The organism is Pseudomonas deceptionensis, assembly GCF_900106095.1.
GTDB lineage: Bacteria > Pseudomonadota > Gammaproteobacteria > Pseudomonadales > Pseudomonadaceae > Aquipseudomonas > Aquipseudomonas deceptionensis.
The window spans coordinates 2,248,505-2,265,362 of record NZ_FNUD01000002.1; the positions used below are offsets into that span (position 1 = coordinate 2,248,505).

The following is a 16,858-nucleotide window of genomic DNA, read 5'->3' on the forward strand; positions in this document are numbered from 1 at the left end:
CTTCATGTTTCCTGACAATCTGACGTTTTCCATCGCAGGGTGGGTCAATGACGGGGTTGATGCGCTGGTCAGCAATTACGGCGATGTGTTCCGGCACATCTCCGACACCTTGCTCTGGGCCATCATTAACCTCGAAAACCTGCTGCGCATCACCCCGTGGTGGCTGATGCTGGCCATTGTCGGTGCTATCGCCTGGCACGCTACGCGCAAGGTTTTAAGCACCTTGATGATTGTCAGCCTGCTGTTTTTGGTCGGGGCGGTTGGCCTGTGGGACAAGCTGATGCAAACCCTTGCGCTGATGATGGTAGCCACGGTGATCTCGGTGTTGCTGGGGATTCCGCTGGGGATTCTTGCCGCCCGCAGTAACCGCCTGCGAGCGGTGCTGATGCCGTTGCTGGACATCATGCAAACCATGCCCAGCTTCGTTTACCTGATTCCGGTGCTGATGCTGTTCGGGCTGGGCAAGGTCCCGGCGATTTTTGCCACGGTGATTTATGCCGTACCGCCGCTGATCCGCCTCACCGATCTTGGGTTGCGCCAGGTTGACCGCGAGGTGATGGAAGCGATCAATGCCTTTGGCGCCAACCCCTGGCAGCAGCTGTTTGGCGTGCAATTGCCGCTGGCTATGCCCAGCATCATGGCCGGGATCAACCAGACCACGATGATGGCGCTGTCGATGGTGGTGATCGCCTCGATGATCGGTGCCCGGGGCCTGGGCGAGGATGTGCTGGTGGGGATTCAGACGCTCAACGTCGGCAAAGGGCTGGAAGCAGGGTTGGCCATCGTCATTCTGGCAGTGGTGATTGACCGTATCACTCAAGCCTATGGCCGCCCTCGGCATGGAGGCCACGAATGAGTGAAGTGGTGGTCAACAAGATCGACGTGCGCAACGTCTTCAAGGTGTTCGGCAACCGGGAAAAGGAGGTGATGGCGCTGATTCGCGATGGCAAGAGCAAGGACGAGGTGCTCGCCAAAACCGGTTGTGTGGTGGGGATCAACGACCTCTCACTCTCGATTCGGGCGGGGGAGGTGTTCGTCATCATGGGGTTGTCGGGTTCGGGAAAGTCGACGCTGGTGCGCCACCTCAACCGTCTGATCGACCCTACCAGCGGCCAGATCCTGGTGGACGGTGAAGACATCCTGGATTACGACATGCCTGCGTTGCGCCAGTTCCGGCGCCACAAAATCAGCATGGTGTTCCAGAATTTCGGCCTGCTGCCCCATCGCAACGTACTGGAAAACGTCGCTTATGGCCTTAAGGTACGGGGCGAGAGCCAGGCGCAGTGCGATGAGCGCGCCCGGCACTGGGTCACGGTGGTTGGGCTGCAGGGGTACGAGCAGGCGTTTGTCCATCAGCTGTCAGGCGGTATGCGTCAGCGTGTCGGGCTGGCCCGGGCGTTGGCGACCGACACCGATATCATCCTGATGGACGAGGCCTTCAGCGCCCTCGACCCGTTGATCCGCGCCGAGATGCAGGACCAACTGCTGGAGCTGCAACGCACACTGCAAAAGACCATCGTATTTATCACCCATGACCTGGACGAAGCGCTGCGCATTGGCAATCGCATCGCTGTGCTCAGGGACGGGCAGTTGATTCAAGTCGGCACGCCGCAGGAAATTCTGCTGACGCCTGCCGATGATTACGTGGATCGTTTTGTGCAGCGTCGGCATGCTCGCACTTGAGCGGACTCTTTGGCGTGGCGCCGCTGAAAACGGTCGAACCGTGTTTGTTGAGTGAGCAGCTCTGCATGCCAAGGCGAACATTCCAATGAACTGATCGAGGTATCTCGCGTCAGGCTGGGCAGGGTGTTGGCTTAATCAGTTCAGATCATAACGGACGGACAACACGCCTTTCTTGAGGGTAACCGAGAGCACGTTGACCGCCACCAACTCGCTCAGGGAGCGGACATGGGTACCGCCACACGGGTAACCCGGCAAGTCACCAAAGTGGACTGCGCGTTGCTGGCTGTCGACATGCAGGTGTCGCGGCAAATCGGCGTTGATCCATTGTTCCAGGCGGTGCTGGATCTCATGGGCTTGCAGCGGTTGCGAGTGATCGCCGGGGATAAAGCTGACCCGGCATTCTCCCGGCCAGTGGTGAGCTTTGGTCGGCACCCAGCCGGCCTGCTCACCCACGACGCCGATCAAGTGTCCGGCGGAGTGCAGGCGGGCATTCAGTTGGCGGCGCGTGGCGTCCACCTCGGCAAGGGCGTGGCCCGGTTCGATGGCCCGGGTGACGTAGTGCACGATGGTGTCCTGCTCTTGCTGGACCTTGAGCACCTGACTGTCGCCGATCCAGCCCAGATCGCTGGGCTGCCCGCCACCCTGGGGGTGAAAGGGCGTGGCGTGCAGGATCACCGCAAACCCGTCTTCGTGGGGCGTACAGCGGATAACCTCGACGTGGGCGGTCAGTGCATCGTCGGTAAAAAACAGGCGTTGGGTCATGGTGGTGTCCGGGAACGGGTGTGTTTTTTAGTATAGAGATGGCACTGGAGTGTGATAATCCATTCAAATTTCAATGGACCTGTGCGCTGTGAGCATAAATCTTCCGCAGTCGTTGTTGGCCGAAATGGTGATGTTCGTGAAGGTGGTCGAGGCCGGAAGCTTTTCCGAAGTCGCGCGCCAGCTCGGTACATCGCCTTCTGCGGTCAGTCGCAGTATTTCCCGTCTGGAAAAAGCCCTGGCGATTCGCCTGCTGCAACGCACCACGCGCAAATTGCGCCTGAGTGATGGTGGAGAAGAGGTGTTCAAGCGCTGCCGTGAAGTCGCGGGCGCTGCGCAATCGGTGATGGACCTCAGTGGCCGTTTTACCCAGGACGCCGAGGGTTTGGTCCGGGTCAGCGTGCCCAAGGCGGTGGGGCGCTATGTGATTCACCCGCACATGCCGGAGTTTCTAAGGCGCTATCCCAACGTGGATGTGCAATTGATCCTGGAAGACCGCCATGTCGACCTGATCGACGACAACGTTGACCTGAGCATTTGCATCACCGATCAGCCGCCTCCGGGTCTGGTGGGGCGTCAGTTGTTCCCGATCGAGCATTTGTTGTGCGCCACCCCGGCCTATCTGGCCGAGCATGGGGTGCCGGACCGGCCTGAAGACTTGCGTGATCACAGCTGCATTTACCTGGGAGAAACCCCCGCGGATGCACGCTGGAAATTCAGGCAAGGGGCCAAGTCGGTCACTGTGGGTGTGACCGGGCGTTACGCGGCCAACCACACGGGTGTCAGGCTGGATGCGGTGTTGCAGCATATCGGGATTGGCAGCTTGCCTTACTTCACGGCGCGTCAGGCGTTGGAGCAAGGGTTGATTGTGCAGGTACTGGCGCAGTGGAGTTTTATCGCGTCCTACCATGGCGGCGCGTGGCTGCTGCATACACCTTCGCGCTACTTGCCGCCAAAATTGCGGGTATTTATCGATTTTCTGGTGGAGCGATTGGCTCGGGAGCCGACACTGGCCAGTGGCAGAAGCTGACGCTCCCTGGCGTTAGCCGCAAGCTCGCTCCCCTGCAACCAAAAAGGCCCGCCCGGTAAGCCGGGCGGGCCTTTGGAATTGGCGGTCAGGGCGTCAATCAGTGTTGCGGTGTGTCATCCGAGACTGGCATCGACATAAACTGCTTTTCCTGATTCCAGTCAAACGGCTCGTCGTTGGCCTCGGCTTCGTGACGGCGTTCCTCAAGGGCCTGATACATATCAAGCTCTTCATCCGGCATGAAGTTGAAGCAGGCACCGCCGAAGAACCAAAGCAGGTCGCGGGGCACCAGGTGGGCGATTTGCGGGTAGCGCTCAATCACCTGACACATGATGTCCTGCCCCAGGTACTGGCTTTCAATCGGGTCTACCGGCAGAGCGAGCATCATTTCATCGAAGCGCTCCAGAAACAGCGCGTGGCTGTCGTCAGGAATCTGCTCGGCTTCACCCACAGCAACCAGAATGCTGCGCAGGTGCGAGAGCAGGACGAGATTGTGGTTGAGATCGTTGGTGGCCATTAGCGTGTCCTCTAGAACAAAACGGGCGCGGGAGTATAAAGCCCCCAGCGCCCGCTGTCCTGTTAGCGTATTTTTCCTTCGGTGTGGCTCAGTTCGTCTTTGCTGAAATCATCCACATCGATGACCTTGCGGCGTGCGGCTTCAGCGGTGCGCAGCATCTGGGCTTCGGCCGGTTGCAGCACGCCGGCTTGCAGCGCAGCATCGATGGCCGGTTCCCCGGCCGCCGGTTTGACCTGACCGCTTTTAAGCGCTTCATGGAGCTTTTTGTGCACGGGGCGCGCTTCGTTCAGCAGGTCGCTGGCATGTTGCAGGGCGCCCACGGCGTCGTCCGGCGATTGCGGGCGGTAGCAGCCTGCGAGCACTGCCTCCAATGTCGGGTCACCTTTGGCGCGACCCAATACCGCCGCCACTTCTGCGTCCAGCTCATCCGATGGCCCGGTGTGGCGTCGGCCAAACGGGAACACCACCACGCGCAGCAAACAGCCCAGGACGCGGTTCGGGAAGTTTTTCAGCAGTTCATCCAGTGCACGTTCGGCGTGGCCCAGGCTTTCTTCCATAGCCCATTTGAAGAGCGGATTAAGGTGCTCGGGCGAGTCGAGGTCGTGGTAACGCTTGAGCGCGGCCGAGGCCAGGTACATATGGCTCAGCACATCACCCAGGCGCGCAGACAAACGCTCACGCCGTTTAAGTTCGCCACCCAGCAGCATCATGCTCAGGTCAGCCAGCAGCGCAAAGGCTGCCGCCTGACGGTTCAGTGCCCTGAAATAACCCTGACTCAAGGCGTTCCCCGGCACGTGTTCAAAACGGCCAAGACCCAGGTTCAACACAAAGGTGCTGGCCTTGTTGCTGATCGCAAAGCCGATGTGTTTGAGCAGCAGGGCGTCAAACTCCAGTAGCGCCTGATCCTTGTCTTCACGGGCGGCCAGGGCCATTTCCTTGAGCACAAAGGGATGGCAGCGAATGGCGCCCTGGCCAAAGATCATCAGGTTGCGCGACAGGATGTTGGCGCCTTCCACGGTGATGAAAATCGGCGCGCCTTGCCAGTTTCGGCCCAAATAGTTGTTGGGCCCCATGATGATGCCTTTGCCGCCATGGACGTCCATCGCGTGGCTGATGCATTCGCGGCCACGCTCGGTGAGGTGGTATTTGAGAATCGCCGACAGCACGGATGGTTTTTCCCCCAGATCCACCGCATTGGCGGTGAGCATGCGCGCGCTGTCCATCAGCCAGGCATTGCCGCCAATCCTTGCCAGCGCTTCCTGGATACCTTCAAAGGCGGCCAGCGGTACGTTGAATTGCTCGCGCACCTGGGCGTACTGCCCGGTCACCAGGCTGGTGAACTTGGCTGCGCCGGTGCCGACCGCCGGCAGGGAAATCGAGCGCCCGACCGACAGGCAGTTCATCAGCATCATCCAGCCTTTGCCGAGCATCTCCTGGCCGCCGATCAGGTAGTCCAGGGGGATGAACACATCTTTGCCGGAGTTTGGGCCATTCATGAAGGCTGCGCCCAGTGGCAAGTGCCGTCGCCCGATCTCGACGCCCGGGGTGTCGGTGGGGATCAGCGCCAGGCTGATGCCCAGGTCTTCGTTGTCGCCCAGCAGGTGTTCCGGGTCGTGGGCCTTGAAGGCCAGGCCAAGCAGGGTGGCGACGGGGCCGAGGGTGATGTAGCGCTTTTCCCAGTTCAGGCGCAGGCCGAGGACTTCTTCGCCTTGCCACTGGCCTTTGCAAATGATTCCGGTGTCGGGCATTGCCCCGGCATCGGAGCCTGCCAGCGGGCCGGTCAGGGCAAAACACGGGATGTCATCGCCGCGGGCCAGGCGTGGCAGGTAGTGGTCGCGCTGCTCGTCAGTGCCGTAATGCAGCAGCAGTTCTGCCGGGCCCAGAGAGTTGGGCACCATCACGGTGGAGGCGAGGTCTCCGCTGCGGGTGGCCAGTTTCATCGCCACCTGGGAGTGGGCGTAGGCCGAGAAACCTTTGCCGCCGTACGCCTTGGGGATAATCAGGGCAAAGAAGCCATGCTCCTTGATATGGGCCCAGGCCTTGGGTGGCAGATCCATGGCCTGACCGATTTCCCAGTCGCTGACCATCGCGCACAGTTCTTCGGTGGGGCCATCTATAAACGCCTGTTCTTCTTCGGTGAGCTGGGCCTTGGGGTAGGCCAGCAACTGGTCCCAGTCAGGGCGGCCGCTGAACAGCTGGCCATCCCACCACACCGTGCCGGCGTCGATGGCGTCACGCTCGGTTTGCGACATCGGCGGCAGGGTTTTCTGGAACCAGCTGAACAGTGGGGCGGTAAACAGTTTGCGCCGCAGCTCCGGCAACAGCAGCAGCGCAGTGGGCGCTGCCAGCAATAGCCAGAGGATGGTCAGCAACCAGCCCGGTACATGGCCGATCACCCCCATGGCCAACAGATAAACGGCGACCACGGCAATGGTCGTCAGAGGTGCGATCCGGCGGTGGGCCATATAGGCGATGCCAACGATCAAGACCAGTATCCACAACAACAGCATATTCAATCCTCCATGAAGCCAGGGGCATGCACTCTTGTGAGCTTAGTCGCAACTTTCGATCAGGGTTGTAAGGATAGTGACCTTGGGTTGAAGGCAGAGTTCTGCTTCCCGGCGTAGACTGCCTCGGCGTCTATCAATCAGGAGCCAGATCATGCTGAAAGTGTGGGGTCGCAAGAATTCGTCAAATGTCAGGAAGGCGTTGTGGTGTGTCGAAGAATTGGCTTTGCCATATAGCCGAGTAGAGGCGGGTGGTGCATTCGGGGTTGTAGACAGTCCTGAGTACCGGGCGTTGAACCCTAATGGCCAGGTGCCGATGATTGAAGAGGACGACGGCTTTGTGCTGTGGGAATCGAACACCATCGTGCGTTATCTTACGGCCCGCTATGGTGCAGATACGTCCTGGTACCCGACCGATGCCCGTGTCCGGGCGCAGGCCGACAAGTGGATGGACTGGACCAGTACCTCATTTGCCGGTGTTTTTCGCACCGTGTTCTGGGGTGTTTTGCGCACGCCTGCCGAAGAGCAGGACTGGGTAAAAATCAACGAGGCGATCAAGGCCAGCGCTCAGTTGCTGGCCATTGCGGATCAGGCCCTGGCTGAAAAACCTTACTTGTCGGGTGATGAAATCGGCATGGGCGATATCCCGCTGGGGTCGTTCATTTATGCCTGGTTTGAAATGCCCATCGAACGCCCGCACCTGCCGCATCTGAGTGCCTGGTATGAGCGCCTGAAAATGCGTCCGGCTTACCGCAGCGCAGTCATGACTGCGTTGACTTAATAGCCACTATTAATACGGGCGACTGTACTTGTGCGACAAGGCCAAGCACCATAAGGCCTTGTCGGACTTGTCTTACAGGCAGTTCGCACTTATCTAAACCTCCTTCTTTCCCCCATCTTGGTGCGTAATCCGATATGAGTTCCGCTCTGTCCATACGGCAGCTAACCAAAACCTACGGCAACGGTTTCCAGGCCCTGAGTGGTATCGATCTGGATGTTGCTGAAGGTGACTTTTTTGCCTTGCTGGGCCCTAACGGCGCCGGCAAATCCACGACCATCGGCATTCTCTCGACCCTGGTGAACAAAACCGGCGGCACAGTGAATATCTTTGGCCATGACCTTGACCGCAACCCGGCCGCCTTGAAGCGCTCGATTGGTGTGGTGCCACAGGAATTCAACTTTAACCAGTTTGAAAAGACCTTCGATATCGTCGTGACCCAGGCGGGTTACTACGGTATCCCGGCCAAAATCGCCAAGGAACGCGCCGAAAAGTACCTGACGCAGCTGGGACTTTGGGATAAGCGCGACACGCCATCGCGCTCGTTGTCGGGTGGCATGAAGCGCCGCCTGATGATCGCCCGCGCACTGGTGCACGAGCCGCGCCTGTTGATTCTCGACGAGCCGACGGCGGGTGTGGATATTGAACTGCGTCGCTCGATGTGGAGCTTCCTCACGGAGCTCAATGAGCAGGGCACCACCATCATCCTCACCACCCATTACCTGGAAGAGGCTGAGCAGTTGTGCCGCAACATCGGGATCATCGATCACGGCACCATTGTCGAAAACACCAGCATGCGCCAGTTGCTGGGCCAGCTGCATGTCGAGACCTTTTTGCTCGACTTGAAGCATCCATTGCAGGCTGCCCCACAGTTGATCGGCTACCCGAGCCAATTGATCGACGCCAGTACGCTGGCAGTACAAGTCGACAAAGCCGTGGGCATTACCGGCCTGTTTACTCAGTTGGCCGCGCAGAACATCGAAGTGGTGAGCCTGCGTAACAAAACCAATCGCCTTGAGGAGTTATTCGTGTCGTTGGTCGAGAAAAACCTGGCAAAGGTGGCGGTATGAGCTCGGAGCTGCGTCCCAACCTGGTCGCGTTGAATACTATCGTTTACCGCGAAGTTCGACGCTTTATGCGTATCTGGCCGCAAACTCTGCTGCCGCCGGCGATCACCATGGTTCTGTACTTTGTGATCTTCGGTAATCTGATTGGTCGACAAATCGGTGATATGGGTGGTTTCACCTATATGGAGTACATCGTGCCGGGCTTGATCATGATGTCGGTGATCACCAACTCCTACGGCAACGTGGTGTCAAGCTTCTTTGGGGCCAAGTTCCAGCGCTCGATTGAAGAGTTGATGGTGTCGCCGGTATCACCCCACACCATTCTGATCGGTTTTACCGTGGGCGGGATTTTGCGCGGGTTGATCGTGGGCTTGATCGTGACGCTGCTGTCGCTGTTCTTCACCCACCTGCAAGTACACCATCTGGGCCTGACCATTGTGGTCGTGGTGCTGACGGCGACTATTTTCTCGTTGCTGGGGTTTATCAACGCCGTATTTGCGCGCAACTTCGACGATATTTCGATTATCCCGACCTTCGTGCTGACGCCGCTGACGTACCTGGGCGGGGTGTTCTACTCGATCACGCTGCTGCCGCCGTTCTGGCAGAGCGTTTCGCTGGCCAACCCGGTGCTGCATATGGTCAACGCATTCCGCTACGGCATTCTTGGGGTCTCGGACATAAAGATCAGCGTGGCGCTGACCTTTATGGTGGTGGCAACCATCGTGCTGTACTTCGGCTGCGCGAAGCTGCTGGTGAGCGGGCGGGGTATGCGTCAGTAGCCGAGGCTCTGACATACCCATAAAAAAGGCCCCTTAAGGGGCCTTTTTTATGGGCGTCTGGTTTTTCGCCCCCTCCATTTTCGGCTGACCCACCAGCGCCAATAGAGCATGGTCAGGCAGTAGGCCAGTGCTCCCAGCACCACTCCGCAGACCACAGAGCCCAATAAGAACGGCTGCCACACGGTAGAAAGCTGGCTGCTGATCCATTCCCAGGTCAACGCCTCCGGCAGGGTGCGTGCAGGCACATTCATCAGCCAGGCGCCCAGTTTGTAGGTGCAATAAAACACCGGCGGCATGGTGATCGGGTTGGTCAGCCATACCAGCCCCACCGATATCGGCATGTTGCTGCGCACGTTTATCGCCAAGAAAGCCGCCAGCAGCATTTGAAACGGCATGGGGATGAAGGCGGCGAAAATGCCCACCGCCATCGCTCGGGCAACGGAGTGACGATTGAGGTGCCAGAGGTTGGGGTCATGCAGCAAGGTCCCCAAAAATCGTAAGGACTTGTGTTCCCTGATCAGGGCCGGATCAGGCATGAAACGTTTGATCAAACGCCGTGGCATGGGCCTCTCCCTAGGTCAAGGGGGCAGTATGCCCAAATTCGACAGGATGCCTATTTAGACTTTGTGACAATTTCTTAAGCGCCGGACCCAGATACCAACTAATCCGAGGCAAAGGGATAAGTTGAGTATAGGTATGTATACAAGGATGTTTGCGCTGGCGTCGGGCCTGATCGCCCTGCGGTATTTGCCCGCGTTGCCATCAGTAGGCTGGTTGCTGCTGATGTTGCTGGCGGGGTTGATGCTGTTGGCGTTTCGCGTCTGGGTGGTCGGGTTATTTTTGCTCGGGCTGACCTGGGCCTGCGTTCAGGGGCAAAGGGCGCTGGATGACCGTCTGGCGGATTCGCTCGAGGGTCGCACGCTTTGGGTGGAGGGGCGGGTTGTCGGCTTGCCGCAACATGCCGAGGCTGCCGTGCGTTTTGAGCTGCAAGATGCCCGCTCGCGCCACGGCGCATTGCCCGCAACCCTGCGGCTGAGCTGGTACGGCGGGCCGCCCGTCAACAGCGGCGAGCGCTGGCGGCTGGCAGTCAAACTCAAGCAACCCGGGGGGCTGCTTAACCCCCGGGGTTTCGATTATCAAGCCTGGCTGCTGGCCCGACGTATTGGCGCAACGGGCACGGTCAAAGATGGCCAGTTATTGACTGCGGCCCATCACGCCTGGCGTGACAGCCTGCGCCAGCGCCTGTTGATCAGCGATGCCAGCGGTCGGGCGCCCTGGTTGGCGGCGCTGATCATGGGCGACGGCTCGGGTTTGAGCCGCGACGACTGGAAGCTGCTGCAAGCGACCGGGACTGTGCATTTGCTGGTGATTTCGGGGCAGCATATCGGGTTGTGTGCCGGGCTTATCTACGGCTTGATTGCCTTGCTGGCGCGTTATGGTCTGTGGCCGCGTGACTGGCCGTGGCTGCCCTGGGCCTGCGGCCTGGCGTTTGCTGGGGCGGCGGGGTACGGCGTGCTCGCGGGTTTTGCCGTGCCGGTACAGCGAGCGTGCGTGATGCTGGCGCTGGTGCTGATATGGCGTTTGCGGTTCCGCCATCTGGGTGTGTGGTTGCCCTTTCTGCTGGCACTCAACGGGGTGCTTATCATTGAGCCGCTGGCGAGTTTGCTGCCGGGTTTCTGGTTGTCCTTTGCTGCCGTGGCGGTGCTGATATTCACCTTCAGCGCCCGTTTGGGGCCCTGGGGGTGGCGGGCTGCGTGGCTGCGGCCTCAGGGCCTGATTGCCCTTGGCCTGTTCCCGGTACTGTGGATACTGGGTTTGCCCATCAGTGTGAGCGGCCCCTTGGCCAATCTGATAGCCGTGCCCTGGATCAGTCTGTTGGTGCTGCCGACGGCATTGTTGGGCACTTTGCTGTTGCCCGTGCCCTGGCTGGGGGAACGCTTGCTGTGGCTGTCGGGCGGGTTGCTGGACTGGCTGGTCCGAGGGCTTGGGCTGTTGGCCGGTTATGTTGCGCCCTGGTCACCTGCCGCAGTCCCGCTCAGTGTCTGGGCCTTGAGCGCAGCCGGGGCCTTGATCCTGCTACTGCCGGGCGGGGTGGTGCTCAGGCCGTTAGGCTGGCCCTTGGTGTTATTGGCGGTGTTTGCCCCGCGTGAGCCAATTCCCCACGGTCAGGCCGAAGTGTTGCAACTGGATGTCGGGCAGGGCCTGGCGATGGTGTTGCGCACCCGGCATCACACTCTGCTGTATGACGCCGGGCCCAGAGTTCGGGACTTTGATCAGGGCGAGCGGGTGGTAGTGCCTGCATTGCGTGCCCTGGGGGTTGGGGGGCTGGACATGGTGCTGCTCAGCCACGCCGACTCGGACCATGCGGGCGGTGCGCTGGCCGTGCAGGGTGCAATCCCTGTGGTGCGGGTGGTCGGTGGTGACGTCCCGGGCCTGCCTGAGCAATTGCAGGCTCAGCCGTGCGTCAGCGGGGAGAACTGGGAGTGGGACGGGGTGACGTTCACACTCTGGCAGTGGTCGGGAGCCAGTGATAGCAACCAGAAATCCTGTGTGCTCCAGGTACAGGCCGGTGATGAACGGTTACTGTTGACCGGGGACATCGATGCGCAGGCGGAGCGGGCCTTGCTGAAGACCCCGCTGGCCGTACCCACGCAGTGGTTGCAGGCACCGCATCACGGCAGCCGGACTTCGTCATCCATGGTTTTTCTCAAAGCGCTGTCCCCGGCAGCGGTATTGGTGTCCCGTGGCCGCGGCAATACGTTCGGGCATCCGCACCCTCAGGTCATGGCGCGGTATAAAGCGCTGGGTGTGCAAGTGCTCGACAGCGCGGAGCAGGGGGCCGTCAGGTTTCGTCTGGGGGCTTTTGGGAGGGCTCAGAGCGAGCGCGATCAGCGACGGTTTTGGCGCGATCGGCCAGGTTGAAAGCGTGTGGCTTTACCGCGATGGCAAGCCTGCGCCCACCTGAGCAGCTCCCACAGAGTCCGCTTCATTCATATGGTAGAGTGGCGCACTTTTTCGAGGGGATTGTCACTGTGTGGGAACTGGTCAAATCCGGCGGCTGGATGATGCTGCCGATCATTCTGAGCTCTGTTGCCGCGTTGGGCATTATTGTCGAACGCCTGTGGACCCTGCGTGCCAGCCGCGTGACCCCGGAGCATCTGCTCGGCCAGGTCTGGGTCTGGATCAAAGACAAGCAGATGGACAAGGAAAAACTCAAATTGCTGCGCGCCGATTCGCCGCTGGGTGAAATCCTGGCGGCGGGCCTGGCCAACTCAAGGCATGGTCGCGAGATCATGAAAGAGTGCATCGAAGAGGCCGCAGCCCGGGTGATCCACGAACTTGAGCGCTACCTCAATGCACTGGGCACGATTGCCGCCATGGCGCCGCTGCTGGGCCTGCTGGGTACCGTGCTGGGCATGATCGATATCTTCAGCTCGTTCATGGGCTCGGGCATGACCACCAATGCCGCCGTGCTGGCGGGCGGTATTTCCAAGGCGCTGATCACGACTGCCGCCGGTCTGATGGTGGGTATCCCGGCCGTCTTCTTCCATCGCTTCCTGCAGCGTCGTGTAGACGAACTTGTCGTTGGCATGGAGCAAGAGGCGATCAAGCTGGTCGAAGTGGTGCAAGGCGACCGCGAAGTCGACATGGTCGGGAGCAAAGCGTGAAATTTCGTCGCAAGCCACGGGAAACAGTGGATATCAACCTCGCGTCATTGATTGATGTGGTGTTTATCCTGCTGTTGTTCTTTGTCGTGACCACCACCTTTACCCGCGAAACCCAGCTGCGCGTTGATTTGCCGGAGGCCGTCAGTGGCTCGCCCAGCGATGATCAGGGCGCCAAGCAGCTGGACATCGCCATCAGCGCGGACGGGGTGTTTTCGGTGAACAACCAATTGCTGCCCCGGAACGACTTGCAGAGCCTGATGGAGGCTCTGCAGAAAGAATCAGGCGGCGACACCGGCTTGCCGCTGTCGATCAGTGCCGATGGCAAAACCCAGCATCAGGCGGTCATTACCGCAATGGACGCGGCCGGCAAGCTCGGCTTCAGCCATTTGCGCATGACCACTGTTGAGGCGCAGGCGACCCCCTGATGGCCATGTCCGATCGTTTATTGCGCGCCTGGTATACCGGGCATCCGCTGCTTGCCCTGCTGCGCCCGCTGGAGTGCCTTTACCGCCAGGTAGTAGAGCGCAAGCGGGCGCGGTTCGTGGCCGGTGAGGGCGAGATTTACCGTCCCCCGGTGCCGTTGGTGGTGGTGGGTAACATCACGGTCGGTGGTACCGGAAAAACCCCGCTGATCCTCTGGCTGATCGAGCATTGCCAGCGCAAAGGTCTGCGCGTTGGCGTGGTCAGTCGCGGCTATGGCGCCACCCCGCCTCAATTGCCGTGGCGCGTGAGTGCCGAGCAAAGTGCCCTGCAAGCGGGGGATGAACCCTTGCTGATCGTGCAGCGCACCGGCGTTCCCTTGATGATCGATCCGGATCGCAGTCGTGCGGTCAAGGCCCTGCTGGCCAGTGAACAGCTGGACCTGATCCTGTCTGACGATGGCTTGCAGCATTACCGTCTGGCCCGGGATCTGGAGCTGGTGCTGATCGACAATGCCAGAGGCTTGGGCAATGGTCGTTGCCTGCCGGCCGGGCCGCTGCGCGAACCGGTCGAGCGTCTGCAGAGTGTCGACGCGGTGCTGTACAACGGCGCTGCCAGCGACCCGCAGGGCGGTTTTGCCTTTGAGTTGCAGCCCACAGCACTGATCAATCTGGTCACCGGCGAGCGTCAGGCGCTGGACTTTTTTACGGCCGGGCAAGCGCTGCACGCGGTGGCCGGGATCGGCAATCCGCAACGTTTCTTCACGACCCTTGAAACGCTACACTGGCGGCCAATTGCCCATGCTTTTGCCGACCACGCGCCCTACAGCGCCGAAATATTGAATTTTACGCCGCCGTTACCCGTGGTCATGACTGAAAAAGACGCTGTGAAGTGCCGCGACTTTGCGTCACCTGACTGGTGGTATCTGGCGGTTGACGCAGTACCTTCAGAGGCCTTTGCCTTTTGGTTTGATCAACAGCTACTGCGTCTTTTGCCCTAACTCATCTTTATCCAGGGGAACCCTTATGGACACCAAACTGCTCGATATCCTTGCTTGCCCTGTTTGCAAAGGCCCGCTCAAGCTCAGCTCCGATAAAACCGAGCTGATCAGCAAAGGCGCCGGCCTGGCGTACCCGATTCGTGATGGCATTCCGGTAATGCTCGAAACCGAAGCGCGCACCCTTTCCGCTGACGAGCGTCTGGATAAATGATTCCGGTTTTCACAGTCGTTATCCCGTCGCGCTTTGCCTCGACCCGTTTGCCCGGCAAGCCGCTGCAAATGATCGCCGGCAAGCCGATGGTCCAGCACGTCTGGGAGCAAGCCTGTAAAAGCAGTGCACAGCGCGTGGTGGTTGCCACTGACGATGCGCGTATTGTCGAGGCTTGCAAGGCGTTCGGCGCCGAGGTGTTGCTGACCCGTGCCGATCACGAGTCCGGCACCGACCGTCTGGCTGAAGTGGCCACGCAGCTGGGCCTGGCCAACGATGCCATTGTGGTCAATGTCCAGGGTGATGAGCCCATGATCCCGCCGCAGGTGATCGATCAGGTTGCCGTCAACCTGGCCGCCCACAGCGAAGCGAGCATGGCGACTCTGGCCGAGCCGATTGAGGACGCCGAGACGCTGTTCAATCCCAATGTCGTCAAGGTGGTCAGTGACATCAATGGCCTGGCGCTGACATTCAGCCGGGCTACATTGCCGTGGGCCCGTGATGAATTTGCCCTGCACCCGGGCAAGCTGCCCGCTGGCGTGCCTTATCGCCGGCATATCGGCATCTACGCCTATCGTGCGGGTTTCCTGCATGACTTCGTGAGCTGGGGCCCTTGCTGGCTCGAAAATACCGAGCGCCTTGAGCAGCTGCGCGCGCTCTGGCATGGCGTGCGGATTCACGTGGCGGATGTGCTTGAAGCGCCGCCTGCCGGCGTTGATACCGCTGAAGACCTTGAGCGCGTTCGGCGTTTGCTGGAGTCATGAGTTTGAACGTTCAGGTTAATGCATCACTCAAGCCCTTCAACAGCTTTGGCGTTGATGTGACGGCGAGCCTGTTTGCCCAAGCCCATAGCGATGCCGATGTGCGGGAAGCGTTGCTGTATGCCGCCGATCACAACGTGCCGTTGCTGGTCATTGGCGGCGGCAGCAACCTGTTGCTGACCGGTAATGTCACGGCATTGGTTCTGCGCATGGCCACTCGTGGCATTCGCTTGCTGGAAGACAGCGGCGAGCGCGTGGTGGTCGAGGCCGAAGCGGGCGAGGTGTGGCATGCCTTTGTGCTGTGGACCCTTGAGCAAGGCCTGTCAGGTCTTGAGAACCTCAGTTTGATACCCGGAACCGTGGGCGCTGCGCCGATGCAGAATATTGGCGCTTACGGGGTTGAGATCAAGGACGTGTTTGCTGGGCTTACCGCACTGGATCGCCAAACTGGCGAGCTGCGCGATTTCACCTTGGCCGAGTGCAACTTTGGCTATCGTGACAGCCTGTTCAAACAGCAGGCAGGGCGCTGGCTGATTCTGCGGGTGAGGTTCGCCCTGAGCCGTGCTGCAAGCCTGCACCTGGAATACGGTCCTGTACGCCAGCGCCTGAGCGAGCAGGGCATCGACCGGCCTACGGCCAGCGATGTGAGTCGCGCAATCAGCAGTATCCGCAGCGAGAAACTCCCGGACCCGGCAGTACTGGGCAATGCGGGCAGCTTTTTCAAAAACCCGGTGGTGTCGGCGACCTTGGCCGCCGAGCTGAAACTGGCGCACCCCGGCATGATTGGCTACCCACAAGCCGATGGGCGGGTGAAGCTGGCGGCGGGCTGGTTGATCGAAGCGGCGGGCTGGAAGGGTTTTCGTGAGGCTGATGCCGGTGTGCATCGTCTGCAGTCGCTGGTGCTGGTCAACTATGGTTCGGCTACCGGCTTGCAGTTGCTGGCCCTTGCGCAGCGTATTCAGGCTGACATCGAGCAGCGCTTTGCGGTGCAGCTGGAGATGGAGCCCAACCTGTATTAGTGGCTTGAGTGTCTGTTTCCCGCTCTGGAATATCAATGAAGCGAATACCGGCAGGGGCGCTTGCGCTGGCACTGGTGACGTTAACCGGTTGTGTCACCGCGCCGCCCAAAGATCAAAACAATCTGTGCAATATCTACCGCCAATACCCGGCCTGGTACAAGGACTCGGTAGCGATGCAGAGTCGGTGGGGTACGCCTGTTCATGTTGCAATGGCAATCATGAAGCAGGAAAGCAGCTTCGTCGCCGACGCACTCCCGCCCCGCGCCTATCTTCTGTGGGTCATCCCGTGGGGCAGGGTCAGTCCGTCCTACGGTTATGCGCAGGCTCAGCCCCCGGCATGGAGCGACTTTGAAAGGAGCATGGGCAGTTCAGGCTCTCGCGACAACTTTGCGGATGCCATCATGTTTATCGGTTGGTACGCCGCCGGAACCCAGCAGCAGTTGGGGATTTCCAAGTGGGATACCTATAACCAGTACCTGGCGTATCACGAGGGCAGGGGCGGTTACAGCCGCAATACTTACCGCGCCAAACCCTGGTTGATGCAGGTGGCCCGTAAAGTCGAGCAGCAGTCCAAGACGTATGGCGCGCAGCTTGGGCAGTGCCGCGCAGAGCTGGAGAGAGGTCGTCGCACGTTCTGGTTCTTCTGATCGATGTCTGAATCCCAC

18 protein-coding genes are annotated in these 16,858 nt (G+C 60.1%); 14 read left to right on the forward strand and 4 right to left on the reverse strand.

Annotated elements, in window-relative coordinates:
- Nucleotides 1-4: 4 nt before the first annotated feature.
- Both BLW11_RS10280 and BLW11_RS10285 read left to right on the forward strand, forming a co-directional pair.
- The gene (locus tag BLW11_RS10280) at nt 5-856 is read left to right on the forward strand and encodes an ABC transporter permease (protein WP_048358823.1); all 852 of its coding nucleotides are present in this window, start codon (nt 5-7) and stop codon (nt 854-856) included.
- Nucleotides 853-1,683 (forward strand): quaternary amine ABC transporter ATP-binding protein, encoded by an 831-nt coding sequence (locus BLW11_RS10285; RefSeq protein WP_053069524.1) that lies wholly within the window; start codon nt 853-855, stop codon nt 1,681-1,683. The genes BLW11_RS10280 and BLW11_RS10285 overlap by 4 nt, the downstream gene beginning before the upstream one ends.
- Nucleotides 1,684-1,818: 135 nt before the next feature.
- Here the strand turns inward: BLW11_RS10285 and BLW11_RS10290 are convergent, their stop codons facing one another.
- Nucleotides 1,819-2,445 (reverse strand): serine-tRNA(Ala) deacylase AlaX, encoded by a 627-nt coding sequence (locus tag BLW11_RS10290; RefSeq protein WP_048358822.1) that lies wholly within the window; start codon nt 2,443-2,445, stop codon nt 1,819-1,821.
- Nucleotides 2,446-2,533: 88 nt separating this feature from the next.
- On the opposite strand from BLW11_RS10290, the gene BLW11_RS10295 reads away from it, so the two are divergent.
- The gene (locus BLW11_RS10295; protein ID WP_048359513.1) at nt 2,534-3,472 is read left to right on the forward strand and encodes a LysR family transcriptional regulator; all 939 of its coding nucleotides are present in this window, start codon (nt 2,534-2,536) and stop codon (nt 3,470-3,472) included.
- 97 nt (nt 3,473-3,569) lie between these two features.
- On the opposite strand, the gene BLW11_RS10300 is transcribed toward BLW11_RS10295, so the two are convergent.
- Together BLW11_RS10300 and BLW11_RS10305 are read right to left on the reverse strand one after the other, a co-directional pair.
- A complete protein-coding gene (locus tag BLW11_RS10300; protein WP_048358821.1) occupies nt 3,570-3,986 on the reverse strand; it encodes a PA2817 family protein in 417 nt (138 codons plus the stop codon).
- 62 nt (nt 3,987-4,048) lie between these two features.
- On the reverse strand, nt 4,049-6,496 hold the full coding sequence (locus BLW11_RS10305; protein ID WP_048358820.1) for an acyl-CoA dehydrogenase: 2,448 nt from the start codon (nt 6,494-6,496) through the stop codon (nt 4,049-4,051).
- Nucleotides 6,497-6,647: 151 nt separating this feature from the next.
- On the opposite strand from BLW11_RS10305, the gene BLW11_RS10310 reads away from it, so the two are divergent.
- The 3 genes from BLW11_RS10310 (at nt 6,648) to BLW11_RS10320 (ending at nt 9,117) form a co-directional block, all read left to right on the forward strand.
- A complete protein-coding gene (locus BLW11_RS10310; protein ID WP_048358819.1) occupies nt 6,648-7,274 on the forward strand; it encodes a glutathione S-transferase in 627 nt (208 codons plus the stop codon).
- A gap of 134 nt (nt 7,275-7,408) precedes the next feature.
- On the forward strand, nt 7,409-8,341 hold the full coding sequence (locus tag BLW11_RS10315) for an ABC transporter ATP-binding protein (protein ID WP_048358818.1): 933 nt from the start codon (nt 7,409-7,411) through the stop codon (nt 8,339-8,341).
- Complete coding sequence (locus BLW11_RS10320; protein WP_019827911.1) at nt 8,338-9,117, forward strand: ABC transporter permease; 780 nt, start codon at nt 8,338-8,340, stop codon at nt 9,115-9,117. Before BLW11_RS10315 ends, BLW11_RS10320 begins: the two co-directional genes overlap by 4 nt.
- Before the next feature lie 47 nt (nt 9,118-9,164).
- Here BLW11_RS10320 and BLW11_RS10325 read toward each other — a convergent pair whose 3' ends face one another.
- On the reverse strand, nt 9,165-9,680 hold the full coding sequence (locus BLW11_RS10325) for a DUF2062 domain-containing protein (protein ID WP_048358817.1): 516 nt from the start codon (nt 9,678-9,680) through the stop codon (nt 9,165-9,167).
- Between the two features lie 133 nt (nt 9,681-9,813).
- On the opposite strand from BLW11_RS10325, the gene BLW11_RS10330 reads away from it, so the two are divergent.
- The 8 genes from BLW11_RS10330 to BLW11_RS10365 all read left to right on the forward strand — a co-directional run bounded on the left by BLW11_RS10330 (nt 9,814) and on the right by BLW11_RS10365 (nt 16,840).
- Nucleotides 9,814-12,039 (forward strand): DNA internalization-related competence protein ComEC/Rec2, encoded by a 2,226-nt coding sequence (locus tag BLW11_RS10330; protein ID WP_241486110.1) that lies wholly within the window; start codon nt 9,814-9,816, stop codon nt 12,037-12,039.
- Nucleotides 12,040-12,149: 110 nt separating this feature from the next.
- Nucleotides 12,150-12,785 carry a MotA/TolQ/ExbB proton channel family protein gene (locus BLW11_RS10335; RefSeq protein WP_048359512.1) on the forward strand — a complete coding sequence of 212 codons (636 nt, stop codon included), beginning with the start codon at nt 12,150-12,152 and terminating at the stop codon, nt 12,783-12,785.
- Nucleotides 12,782-13,210: an ExbD/TolR family protein gene (locus BLW11_RS10340; protein ID WP_048358815.1), complete on the forward strand. Its 429-nt coding sequence runs from the start codon at nt 12,782-12,784 to the stop codon at nt 13,208-13,210. The genes BLW11_RS10335 and BLW11_RS10340 overlap by 4 nt, the downstream gene beginning before the upstream one ends.
- Nucleotides 13,210-14,205, forward strand: coding sequence for a tetraacyldisaccharide 4'-kinase (gene lpxK, locus BLW11_RS10345; protein WP_048358814.1), 996 nt, complete (start codon nt 13,210-13,212; stop codon nt 14,203-14,205). Before BLW11_RS10340 ends, lpxK begins: the two co-directional genes overlap by 1 nt.
- Before the next feature lie 25 nt (nt 14,206-14,230).
- On the forward strand, nt 14,231-14,416 hold the full coding sequence (locus tag BLW11_RS10350; RefSeq protein ID WP_048358813.1) for a Trm112 family protein: 186 nt from the start codon (nt 14,231-14,233) through the stop codon (nt 14,414-14,416).
- Nucleotides 14,413-15,177 carry a 3-deoxy-manno-octulosonate cytidylyltransferase gene (gene kdsB / locus BLW11_RS10355; RefSeq protein ID WP_048358812.1) on the forward strand — a complete coding sequence of 255 codons (765 nt, stop codon included), beginning with the start codon at nt 14,413-14,415 and terminating at the stop codon, nt 15,175-15,177. Before BLW11_RS10350 ends, kdsB begins: the two co-directional genes overlap by 4 nt.
- Entirely contained in the window at nt 15,174-16,193 is a 1,020-nt protein-coding gene (gene murB / locus BLW11_RS10360) for a UDP-N-acetylmuramate dehydrogenase (protein WP_048358811.1), read from the forward strand. Before kdsB ends, murB begins: the two co-directional genes overlap by 4 nt.
- A gap of 35 nt (nt 16,194-16,228) precedes the next feature.
- Entirely contained in the window at nt 16,229-16,840 is a 612-nt protein-coding gene (locus tag BLW11_RS10365; RefSeq protein ID WP_048358810.1) for a transglycosylase SLT domain-containing protein, read from the forward strand.
- Nucleotides 16,841-16,858: the final 18 nt, after the last annotated feature.

Coding starts and splice junctions, on each gene's coding strand:
- BLW11_RS10300 (WP_048358821.1), bottom strand. CDS start 3,986: ATGGCCACCAACGATCTCAACCACAATCTCGTCCTGCTCTCGCACCTG.
- BLW11_RS10325 (WP_048358817.1), bottom strand. CDS start 9,680: ATGCCACGGCGTTTGATCAAACGTTTCATGCCTGATCCGGCCCTGATC.
- BLW11_RS10315 (WP_048358818.1), top strand. CDS start 7,409: ATGAGTTCCGCTCTGTCCATACGGCAGCTAACCAAAACCTACGGCAAC.
- BLW11_RS10365 (WP_048358810.1), top strand. CDS start 16,229: ATGAAGCGAATACCGGCAGGGGCGCTTGCGCTGGCACTGGTGACGTTA.
- BLW11_RS10280 (WP_048358823.1), top strand. CDS start 5: ATGTTTCCTGACAATCTGACGTTTTCCATCGCAGGGTGGGTCAATGAC.
- BLW11_RS10310 (WP_048358819.1), top strand. CDS start 6,648: ATGCTGAAAGTGTGGGGTCGCAAGAATTCGTCAAATGTCAGGAAGGCG.
- BLW11_RS10350 (WP_048358813.1), top strand. CDS start 14,231: ATGGACACCAAACTGCTCGATATCCTTGCTTGCCCTGTTTGCAAAGGC.
- kdsB (WP_048358812.1), top strand. CDS start 14,413: ATGATTCCGGTTTTCACAGTCGTTATCCCGTCGCGCTTTGCCTCGACC.
- murB (WP_048358811.1), top strand. CDS start 15,174: ATGAGTTTGAACGTTCAGGTTAATGCATCACTCAAGCCCTTCAACAGC.
- lpxK (WP_048358814.1), top strand. CDS start 13,210: ATGGCCATGTCCGATCGTTTATTGCGCGCCTGGTATACCGGGCATCCG.
- BLW11_RS10305 (WP_048358820.1), bottom strand. CDS start 6,496: ATGCTGTTGTTGTGGATACTGGTCTTGATCGTTGGCATCGCCTATATG.
- BLW11_RS10330 (WP_241486110.1), top strand. CDS start 9,814: ATGTATACAAGGATGTTTGCGCTGGCGTCGGGCCTGATCGCCCTGCGG.
- BLW11_RS10285 (WP_053069524.1), top strand. CDS start 853: ATGAGTGAAGTGGTGGTCAACAAGATCGACGTGCGCAACGTCTTCAAG.
- BLW11_RS10320 (WP_019827911.1), top strand. CDS start 8,338: ATGAGCTCGGAGCTGCGTCCCAACCTGGTCGCGTTGAATACTATCGTT.
- BLW11_RS10290 (WP_048358822.1), bottom strand. CDS start 2,445: ATGACCCAACGCCTGTTTTTTACCGACGATGCACTGACCGCCCACGTC.